The sequence below is a fragment of the Streptomyces sp. NPDC041940 genome (genome assembly GCF_055589465.1).
In genome coordinates this window covers 487,137-507,310 of sequence record NZ_JBVJBP010000002.1, presented here as the reverse complement: position 1 = coordinate 507,310, position 20,174 = coordinate 487,137, and the positions used below count along the sequence as shown (strand labels likewise).

Annotated in this window: 18 protein-coding genes; 7 read left to right on the top strand and 11 right to left on the bottom strand. The window is 72.8% G+C overall.

The annotated features are described in order from the left end of the window. The first annotated feature begins 13 nt into the window (after positions 1–13). Entirely contained in the window at positions 14–682 is a 669-nt protein-coding gene (locus ACZ6I3_RS06875) for a class F sortase (protein WP_469412356.1), read from the top strand. 39 nt (positions 683–721) lie between these two features. On the opposite strand, the gene ACZ6I3_RS06870 is transcribed toward ACZ6I3_RS06875, so the two are convergent. Together ACZ6I3_RS06870 and lysX are read right to left on the bottom strand one after the other, a co-directional pair. Next, on the bottom strand, positions 722–1,555 hold the full coding sequence (locus tag ACZ6I3_RS06870) for a polysaccharide deacetylase family protein (protein WP_469412354.1): 834 nt from the start codon (positions 1,553–1,555) through the stop codon (positions 722–724). A gap of 89 nt (positions 1,556–1,644) precedes the next feature. Further along, positions 1,645–4,935, bottom strand: coding sequence for a bifunctional lysylphosphatidylglycerol synthetase/lysine--tRNA ligase LysX (lysX, locus tag ACZ6I3_RS06865; protein WP_469412352.1), 3,291 nt, complete (start codon positions 4,933–4,935; stop codon positions 1,645–1,647). Between the two features lie 89 nt (positions 4,936–5,024). Between lysX and ACZ6I3_RS06860 the strand changes: the two genes are divergently transcribed. Then, positions 5,025–5,486, top strand: coding sequence for a universal stress protein (locus tag ACZ6I3_RS06860; RefSeq protein WP_189722485.1), 462 nt, complete (start codon positions 5,025–5,027; stop codon positions 5,484–5,486). 31 nt (positions 5,487–5,517) lie between these two features. Here the strand turns inward: ACZ6I3_RS06860 and ACZ6I3_RS06855 are convergent, their stop codons facing one another. Next, positions 5,518–6,675 (bottom strand): CapA family protein, encoded by a 1,158-nt coding sequence (locus ACZ6I3_RS06855; protein ID WP_469412349.1) that lies wholly within the window; start codon positions 6,673–6,675, stop codon positions 5,518–5,520. Positions 6,676–6,898: 223 nt separating this feature from the next. Here ACZ6I3_RS06855 and ACZ6I3_RS06850 point away from each other — a divergent pair, with 223 nt between their 5' ends. The 4 genes from ACZ6I3_RS06850 (at position 6,899) to ACZ6I3_RS06835 (ending at position 10,217) form a co-directional block, all read left to right on the top strand. Beyond that, entirely contained in the window at positions 6,899–7,444 is a 546-nt protein-coding gene (locus ACZ6I3_RS06850) for a sigma-70 family RNA polymerase sigma factor (protein WP_391107334.1), read from the top strand. A gap of 151 nt (positions 7,445–7,595) precedes the next feature. Further along, on the top strand, positions 7,596–8,108 hold the full coding sequence (locus ACZ6I3_RS06845; protein WP_469412348.1) for a hypothetical protein: 513 nt from the start codon (positions 7,596–7,598) through the stop codon (positions 8,106–8,108). A gap of 151 nt (positions 8,109–8,259) precedes the next feature. Then, positions 8,260–8,919: a zf-HC2 domain-containing protein gene (locus ACZ6I3_RS06840; protein WP_469412347.1), complete on the top strand. Its 660-nt coding sequence runs from the start codon at positions 8,260–8,262 to the stop codon at positions 8,917–8,919. A gap of 116 nt (positions 8,920–9,035) precedes the next feature. Then, positions 9,036–10,217 carry a PP2C family protein-serine/threonine phosphatase gene (locus tag ACZ6I3_RS06835; protein ID WP_469412344.1) on the top strand — a complete coding sequence of 394 codons (1,182 nt, stop codon included), beginning with the start codon at positions 9,036–9,038 and terminating at the stop codon, positions 10,215–10,217. A gap of 7 nt (positions 10,218–10,224) precedes the next feature. On the opposite strand, the gene ACZ6I3_RS06830 is transcribed toward ACZ6I3_RS06835, so the two are convergent. The 3 genes from ACZ6I3_RS06830 to ACZ6I3_RS06820 form a co-directional block, all read right to left on the bottom strand. Then, positions 10,225–11,088 (bottom strand): Fpg/Nei family DNA glycosylase, encoded by an 864-nt coding sequence (locus ACZ6I3_RS06830; RefSeq protein WP_469412343.1) that lies wholly within the window; start codon positions 11,086–11,088, stop codon positions 10,225–10,227. Between the two features lie 22 nt (positions 11,089–11,110). Next, positions 11,111–13,198 (bottom strand): SpoIIE family protein phosphatase, encoded by a 2,088-nt coding sequence (locus ACZ6I3_RS06825; protein ID WP_469412342.1) that lies wholly within the window; start codon positions 13,196–13,198, stop codon positions 11,111–11,113. Between the two features lie 76 nt (positions 13,199–13,274). Further along, complete coding sequence (locus tag ACZ6I3_RS06820) at positions 13,275–14,384, bottom strand: DUF6777 domain-containing protein (RefSeq protein WP_469412340.1); 1,110 nt, start codon at positions 14,382–14,384, stop codon at positions 13,275–13,277. 132 nt (positions 14,385–14,516) lie between these two features. Here ACZ6I3_RS06820 and ACZ6I3_RS06815 point away from each other — a divergent pair, with 132 nt between their 5' ends. Further along, a complete protein-coding gene (locus ACZ6I3_RS06815; protein WP_469412338.1) occupies positions 14,517–15,938 on the top strand; it encodes a lipase maturation factor family protein in 1,422 nt (473 codons plus the stop codon). Here ACZ6I3_RS06815 and ACZ6I3_RS06810 read toward each other — a convergent pair. From ACZ6I3_RS06810 to ACZ6I3_RS06790, 5 genes are read right to left on the bottom strand one after another with little or no spacing between them, the layout of a single operon-like run. Continuing rightward, entirely contained in the window at positions 15,926–16,759 is an 834-nt protein-coding gene (locus tag ACZ6I3_RS06810) for an amidohydrolase family protein (protein WP_469412336.1), read from the bottom strand. The two genes, ACZ6I3_RS06815 and ACZ6I3_RS06810, sit on opposite strands and share 13 nt — an antisense overlap. Further along, entirely contained in the window at positions 16,759–17,073 is a 315-nt protein-coding gene (locus tag ACZ6I3_RS06805; protein ID WP_469412335.1) for an L-rhamnose mutarotase, read from the bottom strand. Before ACZ6I3_RS06805 ends, ACZ6I3_RS06810 begins: the two co-directional genes overlap by 1 nt. Then, positions 17,070–18,056, bottom strand: coding sequence for an aldo/keto reductase (locus ACZ6I3_RS06800; protein WP_469412333.1), 987 nt, complete (start codon positions 18,054–18,056; stop codon positions 17,070–17,072). The genes ACZ6I3_RS06805 and ACZ6I3_RS06800 overlap by 4 nt, the downstream gene beginning before the upstream one ends. Next, complete coding sequence (locus ACZ6I3_RS06795; RefSeq protein ID WP_469412331.1) at positions 18,053–18,808, bottom strand: SDR family NAD(P)-dependent oxidoreductase; 756 nt, start codon at positions 18,806–18,808, stop codon at positions 18,053–18,055. Before ACZ6I3_RS06795 ends, ACZ6I3_RS06800 begins: the two co-directional genes overlap by 4 nt. Next, positions 18,805–20,148 carry an L-fuconate dehydratase gene (locus ACZ6I3_RS06790; protein ID WP_469412329.1) on the bottom strand — a complete coding sequence of 448 codons (1,344 nt, stop codon included), beginning with the start codon at positions 20,146–20,148 and terminating at the stop codon, positions 18,805–18,807. Before ACZ6I3_RS06790 ends, ACZ6I3_RS06795 begins: the two co-directional genes overlap by 4 nt. Positions 20,149–20,174 lie beyond the last annotated feature (26 nt).

Sequence of the window (20,174 nt, the reverse complement as noted above, 5' to 3'; positions counted from 1 at the left end):
GAGGGGATGGCGAATGTCTGCGTCCGAGCTGGCCCTGGCGGAAGAGGAGGCGCGGCCGAAGAAGCGCGCCCCTTGGGGTGTGATAGCGCTGGTTCTGCTGACCGGCCTCGCCCTCATCCGGAACGGTTCGGGTGAGTTCGACGAGGGTCCGCCGCAACCGGCCACGGCGGCCTCGACGGACAGCAGGGTGCCCGGCGCCGCCTTCGCCGGGACCGTGCAGCCCCTGCCCTACTCCCTCCCGGACCGGGTCAGGATCCCGGCGATCCAGGTCGACACACCGATCATTCCCGTGGGCCTGGACGCGGACGGCTGGGTCGGCGCGCCCCCGCCGGAGGACCCGAACCTGGCGGGCTGGTTCACCGGGGCGGTCACCCCCGGGGAGAAGGGCACGGCGGTCGTCGTCGGCCATGTCGACAACCAGTTGGGCCCTGCCGTGTTCTACGCGCTCGGCGCCCTGAAGAAGGGAAACCGTGTCGAGGTCGCCCGGCAGGACGGAAAGACCGTCGTGTTCGAGATCTACGGCATCGAGGTGTTCGAGAAGAACAACTTCCCGGGCGACCGTGTGTACGCGTCCAAGGGCGCGGCGGAACTGCGGGTCATCACCTGCGGCGGCGGTTTCTCCCAGCAGAACGGCTACGCGGGCAATGTCGTGGCCTTCGCCCGCGCGGTCGAGGTGCGCTGAGCTTTCCCGGCCGGGCGGGCGAAAGCCTGACGGTGCCTTTCACTCGTAATGCCGCCGGGGGACGGAGATCTGGTAGCCGGCGTCCAGCAGTTCGGGCAGATAGCGTCGCAGGGCCCGGACGCTCTGCGAGCGGTCGCCCCCGGCGTCGTGGGAGAGCACCACGACGCCGGGGGCGGCGCCGTTCTCCACCCGGCGGATGATGGACCGGGTGCCGGGGGTGGTCCAGTCGAGGGTGTCGACCGTCCAGGCGAGGGGTTCCATGCCGAGTTCGGCGCCGAGCCGGAACGTGGTGCGGTTCCAGGCGCCGTAGGGGGCCCGGAACCACTCGGGGCGCTCCCCGTAGGCATCCTCGATGACGTCGCAGGTGCGTTCCATCTCGGCGCGGATCTCCCCGCGGGTGAGGCGGGTGAGCAGCGGGTGGGACCAGGTGTGGTTCCCGACGGCATGGCCCTCTTCGGCCATCCGGGCCAGCAGTTCCCTGTTGTCGGCGGCCATCCCGCCGCACACGAAGAACATCGCGCGCACGTCGTACTTGGCGAGGATGTCGAGGACCGCCGGGGTGTAGCGGGGGTCGGGGCCGTCGTCGAAGGTCAGCACCATGTGGCGGCCGCGTCCGGAGAAGCGCAGCAGCGGTGCGCGGCGGACCAGGGTCCGGCGGGGCGCGGCGTGCGGCGGGCCGTATCCGGTGAGGGGCTGGAGCCGGTACGCGGAGGAGCTGAGCGGGCGGCGGGCCTGGGGCCCGGCGGCCGGGACGGTCCCGGCGGGGTCGCCCCCGGTGATCCCCGCGACCACACCGGCCGTGGCGGCGGCGCCCGCGGCGCCGATGCCGGCGAGCAACACCCGGCGACGGGTGAGCAACTGATCCTTCTTCATGACTCATGAGTCGCCCGGCGGGAGACCGGCGCACCTGAGCAACACCGGTGCGGCGGCGCGGTTTCACCCGGACGGCTCACGCAGACGGGTCAGCGGCGGCGCACCAGGGGGAACGGCAGGGTCTCCCGGATCGTCAGGCCGGTGAGGAACATGACCAGCCGGTCGACACCGATGCCGAGGCCGCCGGTGGGCGGCATGGCGTATTCGAGGGCGTCGAGGAAGTCCTCGTCGAGTTCCATCGCCTCGGGATCGCCGCCCGCGGCGAGCAGGGACTGGGCGGTGAGACGGCGGCGCTGCTCGACGGGGTCGGTCAGCTCCGAGTAGGCGGTGCCCAGTTCGGTGCCGAAGGCGACGAGGTCCCAGCGTTCGGCGAGGCGCGGGTCGGTGCGGTGCTGCCGGGTGAGCGGGGAGACGTCGGTCGGGAAGTCCTTGTAGAAGGTGGGCAGCTGGGTCCGTTCCTCGACGAGCCGCTCGTACATCTCCAGGACGACGTCGCCGGGGCCGTCGTCGGCGGTGTACGGCACGCCCACGCGGTCGCACAGCCGGAGCAGCTCGGGCAGGTCGGTACCGGGGTGGATGTCCTCTCCGAGGGCCTCGCTGATGGCGCCGTGGACGGTCTTGACGGGCCACTGCCCGGAGATGTCGTACTCCTTGCCGTCCTTGTGGGCCACGGGGGCGCCGAAGGCGGCGGTCGCGGCGCCCTGGACGAGTTCGCGGACGAGGTCGAGCATCACGTCGTAGTCGGCGAAGGCCTGGTAGGCCTCCAGCATCGTGAACTCGGGGTTGTGCTTGTAGGAGACGCCCTCGTTGCGGAAGGTGCGGCCCAGTTCGAAGACCTTCTCCAGGCCGCCGACGCACAGCCGCTTGAGGTACAGCTCGGGGGCGATGCGCAGATACAGGTCGAGGTCGTAGGCGTTGATGTGGGTGGTGAAGGGGCGGGCGTTGGCGCCGCCGTGGATCTGCTGGAGCATCGGCGTCTCGACCTCGAGGTAGCCGCGTTCCAGGAGGCCCTGACGCAGGGCCTGGACGGCGGTGGAGCGGGCGCGGATCACCTCGCGGGCGTCGGGGCTGGCGACCAGGTCGAGATAGCGGCGGCGGACCTTGGCCTCGGGGTCGGCGAGACCCCGGCGCTTGTCGGGCAGGGGGCGCAGGCACTTGCCGGTGAGCTGCCACTCGGTGACGAACACGGTCGGCTCGCCCCGGTCGCTGACGCCCGCCCGGCCGGTGGCGGTGATGTGGTCGCCGATGTCGGTGTCGGCGGTGAACCGGTCGAGGGCGTCGCCGGAGCGGTCGCGGGTGAGGGCGAGCTGGTGGTCGCCCGACCAGTCGCGCAGGACGACGAAGACGATGCCGCCGAAGTCGCGGACCAGCATGACCCGGCCGGCGACGGTGACCTGTTCGCCCTTGGCGACCTCGGCGAGGGTGTGGGTGCGGGCCGGGATGCCCACGGGGTAGGGGTCGGTGCCGGCGGCGCGCAGCCGGTCGAGCTTGCGGTGCCGGACCCGGACCTGGTCGGACAGGCCAGAGAGGGGGTCGGCGGGCCCGGTCCCGTCCCCTCCGGCGAGGCCGAGCGCCGCCAACGACGGCAGCCCCTCGGTGGTGACGGGCCGCTGTCCGCCCTTCGGGTGCCCTCTTCCCCACAACTTGCGCATGGACGGTACGGAGACGAAGCCCTCGGCGATGCCGGAGGCGAGACCGACCTTGGCGAGGGAGGCGGCCTCGGCGTAGCAGAGGAAACGGGGGTACCACTCGGGGCGGTACTTGGCGTTGGACCGGTACAGGGCCTCCAGTTGCCACCACTTGGAGAAGAACAGCAGCAGGCGGCGCCAGAGGCGGAGCACCGGTCCGGCGCCGATGCGGGCGCCCTCCTCGAACACGGAGCGGAACACGGCGAAGTTCAGCGAGACCTTGCGCACGCCGAGTTTCGGTGCGGCGTGGCACAGTTCGGCGACCATGAACTCCATGACGCCGTTGGGGGCGGTGCGGTCACGGCGCATCAGGTCGAGGGAGACGCCGTCCTTGCCCCAGGGCACGAAGGACTGGATCGCGAGGAGCCGGCCGTCCTTGTCGTGGGCCTCGACGAGGAGGCAGTCGCCGTCGGCCGGGTCGCCGAGCCGGTCCAGGGCCATGGAGAAGCCGCGTTCGGTCTCGGTGTCGCGCCAGGCGTCGGCCCGTTCGACGATCTGCCGCATCTCCTCCTCGCTCAGGGTGGAGTGGCGGCGGACGCGGCAGCCGGCGCCGGTGCGGCGGACCCGGTTGACGGCCTGGCGGGTGACGCGCATGTCGCGGCCGTCGAGGTCGAAGTCGAGGACGTGCAGGATCGCCTCGTCGCCGAGCTGGAGCGCGCCGAGTCCGGCGCGCACGAAGGCCCTGGCGCCCTCTTCGGAGGCGCCCATCACGGCCGGAATCCAGGCGTAGCGGCGTGCCACGTCCTGCCAGACGGCGATCGCGTGCGGCCAGGCCTCCCGGTCGCCGACCGGGTCGCCGCTGGCCAGGCAGACCCCGGCCTCGACGCGGTAGGTGACGGCGGCCTTGCCGCTGGGGGAGAAGACGACGGCCTTGTCGCGGCGGGTGGCGAAGTAGCCGAGGGAGTCCTGGTCGCCGTAGCGGCCGAGGAGGGCGCGGATGCGGGCCTCCTCGTCGTCGTGCAGGGCGGCTTCCAGGCGCTGGGAGCGGAAGAGGGTGGCGGCGGCGTTCAGCAGGGCGAGCGCGCCGAACAGGCCGAGCAGGAAGTACAGGGCGTGCGGCGGGCGGCCGTCGAAGCTGCCCGCGGGCACCAGGCCGCCCAGGACCCGGTTCGCGGCCCAGGCAAGTCGCTGGTTGCCGGGCAGGGTGCCGGGGAAGGCCGCGACCAGGGCCCAGCCGGCCAGGATCGCCACGACGAGACCGGCCACCAGGACGGCGAGGGCGCGGCGTACGGCGGCGCGGCGGGAGGCGGCGTAGAACTCCCCGCGGGCGACGATCAGCAGGGCGAGGGCGAGGCCGCACACCACGAAGGACGGGACGGACTCGGCGAACTGGCCGACGGCCATGCCGAGGATGTCGGACAGGACCAGCAGGCCCAGGTAGACGACGACCAGCCACCAGGCGATCTTCTTGCGGGCGCCGGTCGCGGCGGCGAGCAGGAACAGGAAGACCGCGTAGGCGAGGTTGGCGCTGACGGGGACGAGCAGCAGGTCCAGGAAGCGGACGAGCGGGCGCAGTCCGGTGCGCAGCGGCGGGATGAGCGCCAGCAGGGCGCAGAGCAGGCCGAGGACTGCGAAGAAGACCGCGAAGCCCTCGGGTACCCGGCCCAGGAGGCCGTGGCCCCGGCCGCGGGGCCGGCGTATCGGGCCCCCGGTGTCCTTCTCGGCCGTCCCTGCGTCCGCGATGGCACTCATGCTTTCGACTCTAGGAACACCCGCCTCTTCTCGCCCGTCGAGCGCTCCCGGCCGATGGCCGCGGCGGGGGGCTCCGATAGCCTCGCGGCGTGACGGAACAGCACGCCCATCAGTTCGAGCGGGGCACGGACGGGCCGAAGGTGATCCTCGTCGGAGTGGACGGCTCCGACTCCTCCCTGCGGGCCGCGGCCTACGCCTCCGGCCTGGCCCGGCGGCAGCACGCGCTGCTCGCCGTGGTGTACGTGCAGCCGGTGCTGGCTGCGGGGGCGGCGCTCGGGGCGCCGGTGGCGGAGACGACCGACGAGATAGCCGAGGACCTGGTCGCGCAGATCCGGGACGCGGCCGAGCGGCTCAAGGGGATCTTCGAGGTCCGCTGGGAGTTCCACACGTTCCCGGGCGACCCGTACAACGGCCTGGTGCAGGCGGCCGACGAACTCAAGGCGGACGCCGTGGTCGTGGGCGCGTCCGAGCAGGCGGGGCACCGGATCGTCGGCTCGGTGGCGGTGCGGCTGGTGAAGGCCGGGCGGTGGCCGGTGACGGTGGTGCCGTAGCGGGACCTGCCGGGGGCGCGGTGTTCGCGGTCTACTCCCCCATCTCCAGTCCGTCCTTGGCCGCGCCCCTGCCGAGGACGATGTCCCGGATGCGGTCGCGGACGGCCTGGCCGTCGGCGCCCTGGGCGATGGCGCGGTTGAGGTTCACGACCCGGCCTGCGTCGACGTCGAACAGCTGCGGGACGAACTCGGCCTTCGTCACCTCCCAGCGGCCGCCCGGCCGGGCGGGCGGAGCGAAGGTGAAGCGGCCGAGGGTGGACTGGTTGCCGCGCGGGTCCTTGGCGCCCTGGTGGTTGGTCATCTCGCCGGCGATCTGGTCGCCCATGCCGTAGATCACCCAGGTGCCGTTGACCTTCTCGTACGCCTGCGGGACGTGCGCGTGGGTGCCGAGGATCAGGTCGATGTCGGGGCGTCCGGCGCTGCGTGCGGCGGTGAGGTTCCGGGACAGGGTCAGCTGCTGGTCGTCGGGCGCGTCCTGCCACTCGGTGCCCCAGTGCAGGGAGACGACGACCACGTCGGCGCCCGCCCGGCGCGCGGCCCGGGCGTCCGCGAGGACGGTGCCCTCGTCGATGAGGTTCACGGCCCAGGGCTGTCCGGCCGGCAGCGGGATGCCGTTGGTGTCGTAGGTGTAGGCGAGGTGGGCGATCTTCGCCGAGCCCGCCTGGAGGACGGTCACCGTGCGCGCCTCCTCCTCGGCGCGTGCCGAGCCGGCGTGCCGTACGCCCGCGCGGTCGAGGGCGTCGAGGGTGCGCCGGATGCCGCCGGCGCCGTCGTCCAGGGTGTGGTTGGAGGCGGTGGAGCAGCCGTCGTAGCCGGTGGCGGCGAGGGCCTGGGCCACCTCGGGCGGGGACTTGAAGGTGGGGTAGCCGGTGTAGGCGCCCTTCTCGCCGTAGACGGTCTCCATGTGGCACAGGGCCACATCCGCGCGGGAGACGACGGAGCGGATCCCCGCGAGCATCGGCCGGAAGTCGTAGCCGGTGCCGCCGGCGTCGAAGCGGGCCCGGTCGATGATCGAGCTGTGCGGGAGGACGTCGCCGGAGGCGACCAGCGTGAAGCCGCGGGGCGCGGCGGCGGACGGTGCCGGGCGTCCGGGTCCGCGCGACTCGTGGAGGCCGCGGGCCTGGCAGGCCGCTCCCGCGGCGAGGACGACGGTCAGGGCCAGGGCCATCTGCCGGCTGCGTGCGATCATGCCATTCACCCCACTGTGGGCGTTGTGGTCGTATTTACGCACCATCAGGAAAGAAGGCTCATCCCGCCCCACGCGGCTCCGACACGCTCATTAGCCCGTCCGGAACACACCGGTCCGGGCGCGGTGACCGTTCGTCGAACCGTTCGTCGACGCGATCGACCGTCCGCCGCACGGGCGGGTACGTGCCCTGTCCCCCGGCTGCGCCCTGCTGTGGCATACGGCCATGACGGCCGGATCCACTCTCACGAACGGGACGACCGCCGAGCACGAGCTCGCCGCACTGCAGCGGGAGCACGGCCGGCCCCTCTTCGCGCTCCTGCTCCGGCTCTGCGACGGGGACCGGCAGCGCGCGGAGGACCTGGTGCAGGAGACGCTCGTACGCGCCTGGCAGCACCCCGAGGCCCTGCGCGCCGACGACTTCGAGTCCGTACGGCCCTGGCTGATGACCGTCGGGCGGCGGCTCGCGATCGACGCCCGGCGGGCCCGGCAGGCCCGTCCGGCCGAGGTCGGCGACGCGGTGCTGGAGAACGCGCGGGTCATCTCCGACCACGCCGAGCGGGCCGCGGCGACGCTCGACGTCCGCCAGGCTGTGAAGACACTCACTCCCGAGCACCGTGAAGTCCTGGTGCTCGTGTACTTCCAGGGGGCGAGTGTGGCGGAAGCCGCGGCGACCCTCGGGATCCCGCCCGGTACCGTGAAGTCCCGCGCGTACTACGCGCTGCGCGCCCTGCGCCGGGTGCTTCCCGGATACGCCGCCGACCTGCGCTGAAACCAATGGCCGGGTCAAGCCTCCGTAAAGCGCCTTGCTGAACACCCCGGTTGAGTAATCGGCTGTTCTCATCCGTGTTCCGGAGAGGGCCGACAGTGCCCCCGGGGCCCGGTGTCGGGCTACGCGCACGTACCGGAGGAGGCAGGAAGGGATGCTGCACAGAGGTGAAGAGAGCACGGACGGTGCCGACGGTGAACTGACCGTCCCCATGGCGTGGTTGTACGCCGAGTACATCGCCGACGAGCTGCTGCGGACCGGCGATCTGATGCCGCCGACGTCCTTCGAGTTCCGGGCGGGGCGGGACGCCCTGGCGCTGACCATCTTCCTCTCGGACACCGACGGGGAGCTGTCCGGCATCCGGGTCGTCACCCAGCTGGAGACCTGGCTGTCACTGACCGCGTACGACCAGCCGTGGCAGGAGTGGGTGCGCGAGCGGCTGGCCGAGCTGGCCGTCGTGGCCGCGGAGTCGGGGCGGCCCGCGCCGGACCTGGACCTGGCGGACGAGGCCTGGCGCTGGCTGCAGGAGACGGAGCTGCTCGCGCCCGATCTGAACGCGGTGCCGGGCGGTGCTCCGGTGGTCGGGGAGGACGAGGGGCCGAAGGTCTGGACGCCCGCCTGGCAGCTCGGACTGCCGCTGGGACACCTCGCGATCCATCTTTTTTAGATTTCTGCGTCCTCGGACCAATCCGCCGGGCGGAGGGCTCCGAATCCGTAGGTTGCGATTGTGTCACCGGCTTGAGTGATTCCGCCGCCTGGTCCGTACCGGTGGGAGCAAGGAGTAACCCCACCCGCACCCAACGGCACGAGGATTCGGCATGAGGTCCCTGGAAAGGCATCGCGACGTCGGCGCCTACGCGCTCGGCGTGCTGGACGAGGCGGAAGCATTCCGCTTCGAGGACCACCTCATGGAGTGCCCTCGGTGCGCTGCAGAGGTGACGGAATTCGGCGTGACCACACGGCAGTTGATGCTGTACCGGCGGGCGACACCACGGTTCGTGAACCCGATGGCGCAGCCCGGGCCGCGGATGCTGGACCGGCTGTTGGCCGAGGTGGCGACGAAGCGCCGGGCCGGACGCAGACGCCTGCTGTTCGCCCTGGCCGCCTCGGTGGTGTTCGCGGTGTCCGTACCCGCCGTCGCGATGATGGCCGAGGGCGGCGGCGAGGAGGCGGGGCCCGTGACGGTCGCGGCGACCGACGCGCGCTCGGGCGTCTGGGCGCAGGTCACGGTCGAGGACAAGGCCTCGGGCAGCCAGGTCGAGCTGAAGGTCAAGGACGCGGCCGGTCCCCGCCCCTGCCACCTGGTCATCGTCGGCCGCGACGGCTCCGAGGAGACGGCCACCAGCTGGCACGGCCCCGGGCACGACACGCACCCCAACACGATGATGGCCAGTTCCTCCAAGCACCCGGACGAGACCGCCCGCTACGAGGTCCGCTCGGCGTCCGGGGAGGTCCTCGTGAAGCTTCAGCCGAGCTAGCGGCTGTCGTCCGTCCGCCTCTGTCGCCGGGCACCCCGCGTGGCCCGGTGTGAGACTGCTGGTTGGCGCACCCGGGAGGCTGCCGGGTGTCCGCGGTCCCGACGAGGGGAGACGAGGTGGCGGCGTCAGAGGACGGCGACGGCCGCCTGGAGGAGTACCTCGCCGATCCGCGGAACAGGGCGCTGGACCTGACCACCGCGGTGGCCCGCTGCACCGAGGCCCTGGGGCTCCAGCACTCCGCGGTGTACCTCGCCGACATCCAGCAGCGCCGGCTCGTGCCGCTCACCGCCGCGGCCTCGCCCCTGCCCGTCGACGACTCGCTCGCCGGCTGGACCTACCGCACCCAGTCCCTGCGCGTGGAGGAGTCCGCGTCGGGAGGGATGACGGCCTGGGTCCCCCTCGTGGACGGCGCGGAACGCCTCGGCGTCCTCGCCGTGCACTCAGCCGCGCTGACCCCGGCCGTGCTGCGCCGCGGCAAGGCCCTGGCCGCGCTCCTCGCCATGATGATCACCTCCGCCCGGGCGTACCAGGACTCCTTCGTCCGGCGTACCCGCACCAAACCGATGCGGCTGCCCGCCGAGATGCTGCGGGCCTTCCTGCCGCCGCGCACGATCGGCACCCGGCACGTCGTGTCCACGGCCGTGCTGGAGCCGGCCTACGAGCTCGGCGGCGACGCCTTCGACCACTCCCTCACCGAGACGGCCCTGCACGCCACGGTCCTCGACGCCATGGGACACGATCTGGCCTCCGGTCTCACCACGGCCGTGTCCCTGGCCGCGAGCCGCAACGCCCGGCGGGCCGGGGCGGACCTGCCCGATCTGGTGCGGAGCGTGGACGACGCGCTGGCGCAGTGGCTCCCCGACCAGTTCTGTACGGGGATCCTGGCCCAGCTGGACCTGGCCTCCGGGGTGCTGCGGTGGTGCAACTGCGGGCATCCCACCCCGCTGCTCATCCGGGACAGACGGCCGGACGTCGACGCCATGCGGCGCGAGCCGGAACCGCCGATGGGCCTGCCGTACCGGCTGGCGGGGCTGAAGCGGCGGACGCACGAGATCGCGCTCAAGCCCGGCGACCGGGTCCTGATGTACAGCGACGGGGTCACCGAGGCCCGGGCCGTCGACGGCGTGGAGTTCGGTCTCGAGCAGTTCGCCGACTACATCATCCGGGCGACGGCCGCGGGCGAGCTGGCGTCCGAGACGCTGCGGCGGCTCATCCACTCCATCCTCGACTCGTCCGGCAGCCGGCTACGGGACGACGCGACCATCCTCATGTTCGAGTGGTCACCCCCGGCCCGTTGACGGCGCGTCACTTCAGCAGCCGGGACATCCTGCGGTCCGCCAGTGGTTTGCCGCCCGTCTGGCAGGTCGGGCAGTACTGGAGCGAGGAGTCGCTGAAGGACACCTCCCGCACGGTGTCGCCGCACACCGGGCAGGGCTCGCCGGTGCGGCCGTGGACGCGCAGGCCGCTCTTCTTCTCGGCCTTCAGCCGCCCGGCCGCCGCGCCCCGGGAGCGTTCGACCGCCCCGGTGAGCGTGTCGCGCAGGGCCTCGTACAGACGGTGGGTCTCCTCCGCGCTCAGGGACGCGGCCAGTTTGAAGGGCGACATCCTCGCCGCGTGCAGGATCTCGTCGCTGTAGGCGTTGCCCACGCCCGCGATCAGGCTCTGGTCGCGCAACGCGCCCTTGAGCCGGCGCCGTTCACCGGCCAGGAGTTCCGCGAAGCGCCGCTCGTCGAAGTCGCCGGCGAGGGGGTCCGGGCCGAGCCGGGCGACGCCCGGGACCTCCCGCGGGTCCCCCACGACGTACACGGCGAGCCGCTTCTGGGTGCCGGCCTCGGTCAGGTCGAAGCCGGAGCCGGTCTCCAGGGCCACGCGCAGCGCGAGGGGTCCCTTGCCCGGGCGGGGCGGGCCGTCGGGCAGACGGTCCTTCCAGTGCAGCCAGCCCGCGCGGGCCAGGTGCGTCACGAAGTGCGGGCCGTCCGCGGTCGCGACGTCGAGGAACTTGCCGTACCGGCGTACGGCGGCGACCTCGTGCCCCTCCAGCGCGGACAGGGGCGGGTCGTACGTCTTCAGCACGCTGATCGCGACGGGCAGCACCCGGACGATCTCGTGGCCGACGAGGTGCTCGGCCAGGAAGTCCTTGAGCGCCTCGACCTCGGGGAGTTCCGGCATGGTTCCAGAGTGCCACGCGGGGTCAGTCCCGGTCGGGCACCTGGAACTCGCACCACACGGCCTTGCCGCCGCCGCGTGCCTCCACGCCCCACGCGTCGGCGAGCAGGTCCACCAGGAGCAGGCCCCGTCCGGAGACGCCCGACTCGCCCGCCTCGCGGCGGCGCGGCAGGGCGCTGGAGGAGTCCTCGACCTCGACGCGCAGCCGGGGCCCGGAGCCGGTGAGGGCCCGCAGGGTGACGATCGCGGAGCCCTCGGTGTGCATCAGGGCGTTGGTGATCAGCTCGTCGGCGACCAGTTCGATCTCGTCGGCGCGGTCCCGGGCGCCCCAGACGCCGACCGCGGTGCGGATCATGTGCCGGGCCTCGGCCAGGGCCGCCGGGTCGCCGGGGGCCACGTGCCGCTGGAGCCGGCGCCCGGACTGGGGGCCGTCGGGGCCGCGCCGGCGCAGCAGGAGCAGTGCCACGTCGTCGTCGCCGCAGCGCTCGGCGGCCACGTCGATGAGCCGGTCGGCGAGGTCGCGTACGTCGTCGGGGCCGGTGGCGACGAGCGCGGTGAGGGTGCGCATGCCGTCGTCGAGGTCGGTGCCGGGCTGCTCCACCAGGCCGTCGGTGCACAGCAGCAGGGTGTCGCCGGGGTCGAGCTCCACGGTGCCCACCGGGTAGTCGAGGCGGCCGAACTCGGCGGACAGGCCGAGCGGCAGTCCGCCCGGGACGGTGACGCGGCGGCAGGAGCCGCCGGGGTGGCGTACGAGCGGGTCGAGGTGGCCGGCCCGGACCACCTGGACCACGCCCGTGGACAGGTCGGCCTCGGCGTAGAGGCAGGTCGCGGAGCGGTCGGTGTCGAGTTCGTGCAGGAAGACGGAGGCGCGGGCCATGACGGTGGCCGGGGTGTGCCCCTCGGCGGCGTAGGCGCGCAGCACGATGCGCAGCTGGCCCATGACGGCGGCCGCGTGCGTGTCGTGGCCCTGGACGTCGCCGATGACGGCACCGACCCGGCCGCCGGGCAGCGGGATGAGGTCGTACCAGTCGCCGCCGATGTCCCGGCCCACGGTGCCGCCCGCGCTGGCGGCGCGGTAGCGGACGGCGACGTCGGCCCCGGGCACGCTCGGGATGGTCCGGGGCAGCATGGCCTGCTGGAGGCCCTGCGCGAGGTCCATCTCCTGCTCGTAGAACATGGCCCGCTGCAGGCTCTGCGCGATGCTGCTGCCGAGGGCGACGAGGATGTTGCGCTCCTCGGGTGTGAAGCCGTGCCGGTCGCTGTAGAGCAGGCCCATCGCGCCGATGGGCTGGGCCTGGACGATGAGCGGCAGATAGGCGGCCGAGGTGATGTTCAGGCCGGTGATGTGCGGCCACAGGATCGGGTAGCGCTCGGCGAACTCCTCCGGCGATTCGATGAAGCAGGGGCTGAGGGTCCGCACGGCCTCGCTCATCGGGTAGGGCTCGTCGATCCGGGTGACGCGGGTGCCGGGCACGAAGCTGTCCGAGGGCCCCTCGGCGACGAGGCGGATACGCCCGGCCTCGACCAGGCCCATGACCAGGCTGGTGGCGCCCAGGTGGGTGAGGCCGTGGGTGTCCTTCAGGACGTCGATGACGTCCTGGACGGTGCGGGCGTGGGCGAGGGCGGCCGTGGTGAGTGCGACGACGCTGGTCTGCTCCCGGCGGGCCTCGTCCCGGGCGGCCTGGTCGAGGCGGGCCTCGCTCTCGCCGAGTTCCTGGGTGGCGTCCCGGACGATGCCGATGATGCGGCGGGGCCGTCCGGTGTCGTCGCGCCGGATGTAGCCCTGGGTGTGGGTCCAGCGCAGGGTGCCGTCGCGGCGGCGCATGCGGAAGTAGGCGCCGTAGTTCTCGCTGCCGTCCTTCAGGGCCTGGGAGACCACGGTGTCCAGGCGCCGGGCCTCGCCGGGCGGGACGCGCTTGGAGAGGGTCGCGGGGCGGTCGTCGTACTCGTCGAGGCGCACGTCGAAGACGTCATGGGCCTGGGCGTCCATCTGCATCAGGCCGGTGTCCAGATCCCAGTCGAAACTGCCCATCCGGTTGAGCGCGAGGATCGGATCCGGGTGGGCGGGCCAGTCGTCCGGGAGTGACAGGGCGCTCCCTCCCCGATCAGCCATGGGCCCACCTTGCCAGGAATCATCCGATTCTTCGACCGATGTGCCGGGTGTACGGGCCGCCGGACCGGACCGGCCGTCAGTCGTCATCGGGGATCAGACCGGCTCCGTCGGGCAGGTCGGGACTGTCCGGCACGGTGTCGGGGCCGACCTCCTCGGAGCCGCCGGGGTCCAGCGGAGCCGGTTCGTCAGGAAGCGGGGCGGCCTCGTCGGGCGGTGCATCGGGCGGTGGAACCTCGTCCGCCGGGAAGCCCGTGTCCCGGGGAGCCGTACTGTCCACGCCCGAGGAGAGGCCGGGCTCAGGCGGAGCGACCCGGGGCTCGCGCGAAGTGGCTTCGGGTTCGACCGGGGGGAAGGACGAGGGCGCGCGCGACGCCGGGGGCCGCTTCGCCCAGAGCGGTGGCGGCAGGGCCCGGTCGTGGCGTACGTCGTGGCCGGTCGGCCGTTCGATCCAGGTGCGGGCGGCGACGTCGATGATCGTGAAGTCGGTGATCACCTGCGGGGCCGGGGTCACGACGATCACCTGGCCGGGCCGGTAGCCGGGCCAGGGGATGCCCTGGGCACGCGGTGTGCCCCGCATCGCCACCGGCGGACGCAGCGGGTTGCCGCAGGCGCAGCGGACGCGCGGCACACCCCGGTCGTCGACCAGGACGGCGGTGCCCGTCTGGAGGACGGACTGGTAGCCGCCCGCCCGGCCGGCCCGGAAGCCGTGGTTGGTGACGCGGGTGTCGGCGCGCAGCACGAGGGGGGTCAGCCGGCGCACGTAGTCCGGGACGGACGCCGGGGAGACGCCCGCGACCCATGCGAAGGCGCGGATCCTGGCCCGGTCGCGGGTGAGGTGGCCGATCTGCCGCGCGATGTCGCAGCTGCCGGTCCGCTCGATGCCGCCGTACAGGCCGGGCGTCCCGCCGGAGAGCGAGCGCGGGCCGGCCGAGACCCGGGCCGCGCCGGCCGGGCCGGACGCCCCCGGCGTTCGCGGGGCGGGGGACGGGGTAGCCGTCGTGGTGGCCGTGGAGTCCGTGAAGGGGTCCGGTCCCTGAGCCGCGGCCGGCTGAAGGAGGAGTTCTCCGCCGGCGCCCGCGTCGTCACCGTCGCGGTCGCCGTCGGTGCCGCAGCCCGAGAGGAGGAGCGCCGTCGAGAGCACACAGGCCATGACGAAGGTCCCGGTGTGTGTCCGCACCGTCCGCACCCAGTCCTCCTGCCTCGTTTCCGGCCATTCGTCCCTATTGTTTGCTTCACTCACTTGGGTTACGCAACCGGAGCGGCGCCACACGGAGCGTGACACTGGGGTCCGGCGCTGCATCGGGAGGAGCGCACGGCCGTGGACTGGTTCACCGCATCCGACTACTGGCTGAGCCGGCTGGTCTTCCAGCGGGCGCTGGCCGCCGTGTACCTGGTCGCGTTCCTGACGGCGGCGCTCCAGTTCCGCGCGCTGATCGGGCGGCGCGGGCTGCTGCCGGTGCCGGAGTTCGTCGAGCGGGTGCCGTTCAAGCGGGCGCCGAGCCTGTTTCAGCTGCACTACTCGGACCGCTTCTTCGCGCTCTGCGCCTGGGCGGGCTGCGCCATGTCGGCGGCGCTGCTGGCCGGGCTCGACTCGCTGCTGCCGCTGTGGGGCGGCATGCTGCTGTGGCTGGTGCCGTGGGTGCTGTACCTGTCGATCGTGAATGTCGGGCAGACCTGGTACTCGTTCGGCTGGGAGTCGCTGCTGCTGGAGGTCGGCTTCCTCGCCGTGTTCCTCGGCAACGACGAGGTGGCGCCGCCGGTGGTCGTGCTGTTCCTGCTGCGGTGGATCCTGTTCCGTGTGGAGTTCGGCGCGGGGCTCATCAAGATGCGCGGCGACGCGTGCTGGCGGAAGCTGACGTGCCTGGACCACCATCACGAGACCCAGCCGATGCCGGGCCCGCTGAGCTGGTTCTTCCACCATCTGCCCAGGCCCCTGCACCGGGTCGAGGTGGCCGCGAACCACGTCACCCAACTCGTGGTGCCGTTGCTGCTGTTCACCCCGCAGCCCATCGCGACGGCCGCCGCCGCTCTGATGATCGTCACCCAGCTGTGGCTGGTGCTGTCGGGCAACTTCTCCTGGCTGAACTGGATCACGATCGTGCTGGCCCTGTCGGCGGTACGGTTCCCGGCCGATCCACCGGACGTGCCCGGTGCCCCGCTCTGGTACGTGGTCGTGGTGCTCGCGGTGGCCGCGCTGCTCGTGGGCCTCAGCTATCAGCCGGTCCGCAACATGCTCTCCCGCCGCCAGGTGATGAACCGCTCCTTCGACCCGGTCCATCTGGTCAACACCTACGGGGCGTTCGGCAGTGTGAGCCGGGTCCGCTACGAGGTGGTGGTCGAGGGCACCGCGGACGACGTGCCGCGTACGGACTCGGAGTGGCGGGAGTACGAGTTCAAGGGCAAGCCGGGCGATCCGCGGCGCTGGCCGCGCCAGTTCGCGCCCTACCATCTGCGGCTGGACTGGATGATGTGGTTCGCGGCCCTCTCCCCCGCCTACGCCGGTTCCTGGTTCGGCACGCTGGTGGAGCGGCTGCTGGAGAACGACCGGGCCACGCTGAAACTGCTGCGCCGCTCGCCGTTCCCGCCGGACGAGCCCCCGCGGTACGTGCGCGCCCGCCTGTTCCGCTACCGCTACACGACATGGCACGAGCTGCGGGAGACGGGCGCGTGCTGGGAACGGACGTACGTACGGGAGTACCTGCCGCCGACGCGGCTGGCGGAGACGGCTCAGAGGCCGTAGACGCGGGTGGCGGTGGTCGCGAGGATCTGCTCGTGATCGGGCTGGGAGGTGAGGCGGCGTACGAGGTCGAGGGTGTCGCCGTACGTGGTGGCGAGCGTGCACACCGGCCAGTCCGAGCCGTACATCAGCCGGTCCGGCCCGAAGGCCTCCAGTGCCAGGTCGGCATACGGGAGCAGGTCCTCGACGGTCCAGGAGGCGAGGTCGGCCTCGGTGACCAGGCCGGACAGCTTGGCGACCGTGTTGGGCAGGGCGGCGAGGGCGCGCAGGCCGGATAGCCAGGGTTCGAGATCGCCGGAGGCGATGGGCGGTTTGCCCAGGTGGTCGAGGACGAAGGTGAGGCCGGGCAGGTCAGCTGCGGCCCGCGCGCAGGCCGGGAGCTGATGGGGAAGGACGACGAGATCGTAGACCAGCCCGGCGTCGGCGACGGCGGCCAGTCCCCGGCGTACGTCAGGGCGCAGCAGCCATTGCGGGTCGGGTTCGCCCTGGACCTGGTGGCGGATGCCCTTGAGGTGGCGGCCGCCGGGGAGTTCCCGCAACCGGGCGAGTTCCTCGGCGACGTCGGGACGGGTGAGGTCGGTCCAGCCGACGACGCCCGCGATGAGGTCGTGCTCGTCGGCCAGGGCCAGGAACTCCGGGGTCTCCTCGGGCACGGTGACCGTCTGGACGAGGATGGTGCGGCCCACTCCGGCCGCTCTCGCCTGCGGTTCGAGGTCTTTCATCGTGAAGTCGCGGCGCAGGGGCGCGAGTTCGGGGCCGGTGATCCAGTCCTGGTCCCGGACGGACAGGTCCCACACATGGTGGTGGGCGTCGACCACGGTCATCACGGCAGCTCCCAGACGACCGGCAGGCCGGCGTCGGCGCCCTCGCCGGAGTAGTCGTGCACGACGTCCAGCAGCTCGGCCATGCGGGCCTGCCAGGCGACGTTGACCGGGAGTTTCTCCAGTTCGGCGAGGAGACGGGCGTAGTCCTCGCACTCCAGGACGTGGAACAGGTCGGTGCCGCTGCGCCAGATCGTCCAGGAGGTGGCCCCGGCGGCGCGGATGGCATCGGTGAGTTCCTCCGGGACCTCGCGGTGGGCGGCGTCGTACGCGGCGACGCGGTCGGCGCGGACCTTGGTGTGCAGGGCGACTCTCATGACGGCTCCTCGTCGGGTACGGGGGCGTCGGCGGGCAGCAGCCCCTCGGCGCGCAGGTCGTGCCAGAACGCACCGGGCACGCGCGCGGCGAACTGGTGGGCGCAGTCGCGGACCTCGTGCGCCGAGCGGGCCCCGACGAGGACGCTGGCGATGGCCGGATGGGCGGCACAGAAGGCCAGGGCGGCGGCGCGCAGCGTGGTGCCGTGGCGGTCGGCGACGGACTTCAGCCGCAGGGCGCGTTCGACCAGCTCGGAAGGGGCGACGGTGTAGTTGTACGTCGCGCCGGGCCGCGGGTTCGCCAGCAGGCCGGAGTTGAAGGCGCCGCCGATGACGACGGACGTGCCGCGTTCCCGGGCCGCCGGCAACAGGTCGGTGAGGGCGCTCTGGTCGAGCAGGGTGTAGCGGCCGGCGCACAGCACCACGTCGACGTCGGTGTCGCGGACGAAACGGGTGAGCATCTCCGCCTGGTTCATACCGGCGCCGATCGCGCCGACCACGCCCTCGCCGCGAAGCTTCTCCAGGGCGGGATAGCCCTCCCGGAATGCCGCTTCGGCGTGCTCGTCGGGGTCGTGGAGGTAGACGACGTCGACGCGGTCGAGGCCGAGCCGTTCCAGGCTGGCCTCCAGGGTGCGTCGTACGCCGTCGGCGCTGAAGTCCCATACGCGGCGGTGGGTGGCCGGTACGGCGAACCCGTGGGCCAGGTCGTCGCCGGTGCCGTCCGAGGGCTCCAGGCGGCGGCCCACCTTGGTGGAGATCGTGTACTGGCTCCGGGGGCGGTCGCGCAGGGCGGCGCCGAGGCGGCGTTCGGAGAGGCCGAGGCCGTAGTGCGGGGCGGTGTCGAAGTAGCGGATGCCCCGCTGCCAGGCGGCCTCCACGGCGTCGTGCGCCTGCGCCTCGCCGACCTCGGAGTACAGGTTGGCGATCGCGGCGGCGCCGAAGGACAGGGCGCTGACCTCGACGCCGCTGCCGCCGAGCCGGTTCACCGGGCCACCGGGCGCAGCCGCAGGCCCTGCATGCCGCCGTCGACGGCGAGGGCGGTGCCCGTGGTGGCGCCGGAGAGAGGGCCGGCCAGGTAGGCGATGGCGCCCGCGACCTCGGCCGCCGAGACCAGGCGGCCGGTGGGCTGGCGGGCCTCCAGGGCGGCGCGTTCGGCGGCCGGTTCGGGCGCGGCGTCGAGGAGGCGGCCGACCCAGGGCGTGTCGACCGTGCCCGGGTTGACGCAGTTGACGCGGATGCCCTCGCGGACGTGGTCGGCGGCCATGGCGAGGGTGAGCGAGTACACGGCGCCCTTGGTGGCGCTGTACAGGGCGCGCTGCGGCAGGCCCGCGGTGGCGGCGATGGAGCAGGTGTTGACGATCGCGGCGTGCGCGGAGGCGCGCAGGTGGGGAAGGCAGGCGCGGGTGGTGCGGACCATGCCGAGGACGTTGACGTCGTAGACGCGGTGCCATTCGTCGTCGGGGTTGTCCTCGACGGTGCCCTGGGCGCCGATGCCCGCGTTGTTGACCAGGACGTCCAGGCCGCCGAGGTCCGCGACCGCGGCCGCCACCGCCTCGCGCACGGACGCGTCGTCGGTGACGTCCGCGCGATAGGCGAGCAGCGGCTTGTCGACCGGCGACGGGTCCAGGTCGAGGACGGCGACCCGGGCGCCGCGCTCGGCCAGCAGGTCGGCGGTGGCCCGGCCGATGCCGGAGGCGCCGCCCGTCACCAGGGCTGTGATGCCCTCGAAGTCGCTCATACGGCCTGGCCCTTCTTCCGCTCGTCGAGGTCGGCGGCCCAGAACTCGCCGCCCGGGTAGGTGAACCGCGCCAGTGACTCGGGCCGCATGGCGGCCGAGAAGCCCGGCGCGGTGGGTGCCCTGTAGTGAGCCTCGCGGATCACCACCGGGTCGAGGAAGTGGTCGTGCAGATGGTCGACGTATTCGATGACCCGGTCCTCGGTGGTGCCGGACAGGGCCACGTAGTCGAACATCGACAGGTGCTGGACGAGTTCGCACAGGCCCACGCCACCCGCGTGCGGGCAGACCGGCACACCGAACTTGGACGCGAGCAGCAGGATCGCGAGGTTCTCGGGGACGCCGCCGACGCGGGCCGCGTCGATCTGGACGACGTCGAGCGCGCCGGCCTGGAGGAGCTGCTTGAAGACGATCCGGTTGTGCACGTGCTCGCCCGTGGCGACCTTCACCGGAGCGACGGCCCGGCGCACCGCCGCGTGGCCGAGGATGTCGTCGGGGCTGGTGGGCTCCTCGATCCAGTACGGGTCGAACTCGGCGAGGGCCTTGGTCCAGCGGATCGCCTCGTCGACGTCCCAGCGCTGGTTGGCGTCGACGGCCATGCGGACGTCCGGGCCGATGACGGACCGGGCGACGCGGCAGCGGCGGATGTCGTCGTCGAGGTCGGCGCCGACCTTGAGCTTGATCTGCCGGAAGCCGTCGGCGACGGCCTGGGATGCCAGCCGGGTGAGTTTCTCGTCGTCGTAGCCGAGCCAGCCGGGTGAGGTGGTGTAGGCGGGGTAGCCGTGCTCCAGCAGCCGGGCCGTGCGCTCCTCGGCGCCCTGTCGGCCCCGGCGCAGCAGGGTCAGGGCCTCCTCGGGGGTGAGGGCGTCGGTGAGGTAGCGGAAGTCGATCTGGCGGACCAGCCAGGCGGGCTCGGCCTCGGCGAGCAGCCGCCACAGCGGCAGTCCTGCGCGCTTGGCGGCCAGGTCCCACACGGCGTTGACGACCGCGCCGATCGCCATGTGCATCACGCCCTTCTCGGGCCCGAGCCAGCGCAGCTGGCTGTCGCCGATCAGGTCGCGGTTCAGGAGGGACGGGTCGGCGCACAGGTCGTCGGCCGAGCGGCCGATCAGGTGCCCGCGCAGCGCGTCGATCGCGGCGACCTGCACCTCGTTGCCCCGCCCGATGGTGAAGGCGAATCCGTGCCCCTCGTGCCCGTCGGCCGCGTCCGTGCGCAGGACGACGTAGGCCGCCGAGTAGTCGGGGTCCGGGTTCATCGCGTCCGAGCCGTCGAGCTCGCGCGAGGTGGGGAAGCGGATGTCGTGGGTGTCGACCGCGATGATGCGGGCGGGCGTCGGGGACACGGGAGGCCTTTCGGTTGCAGGGGGCG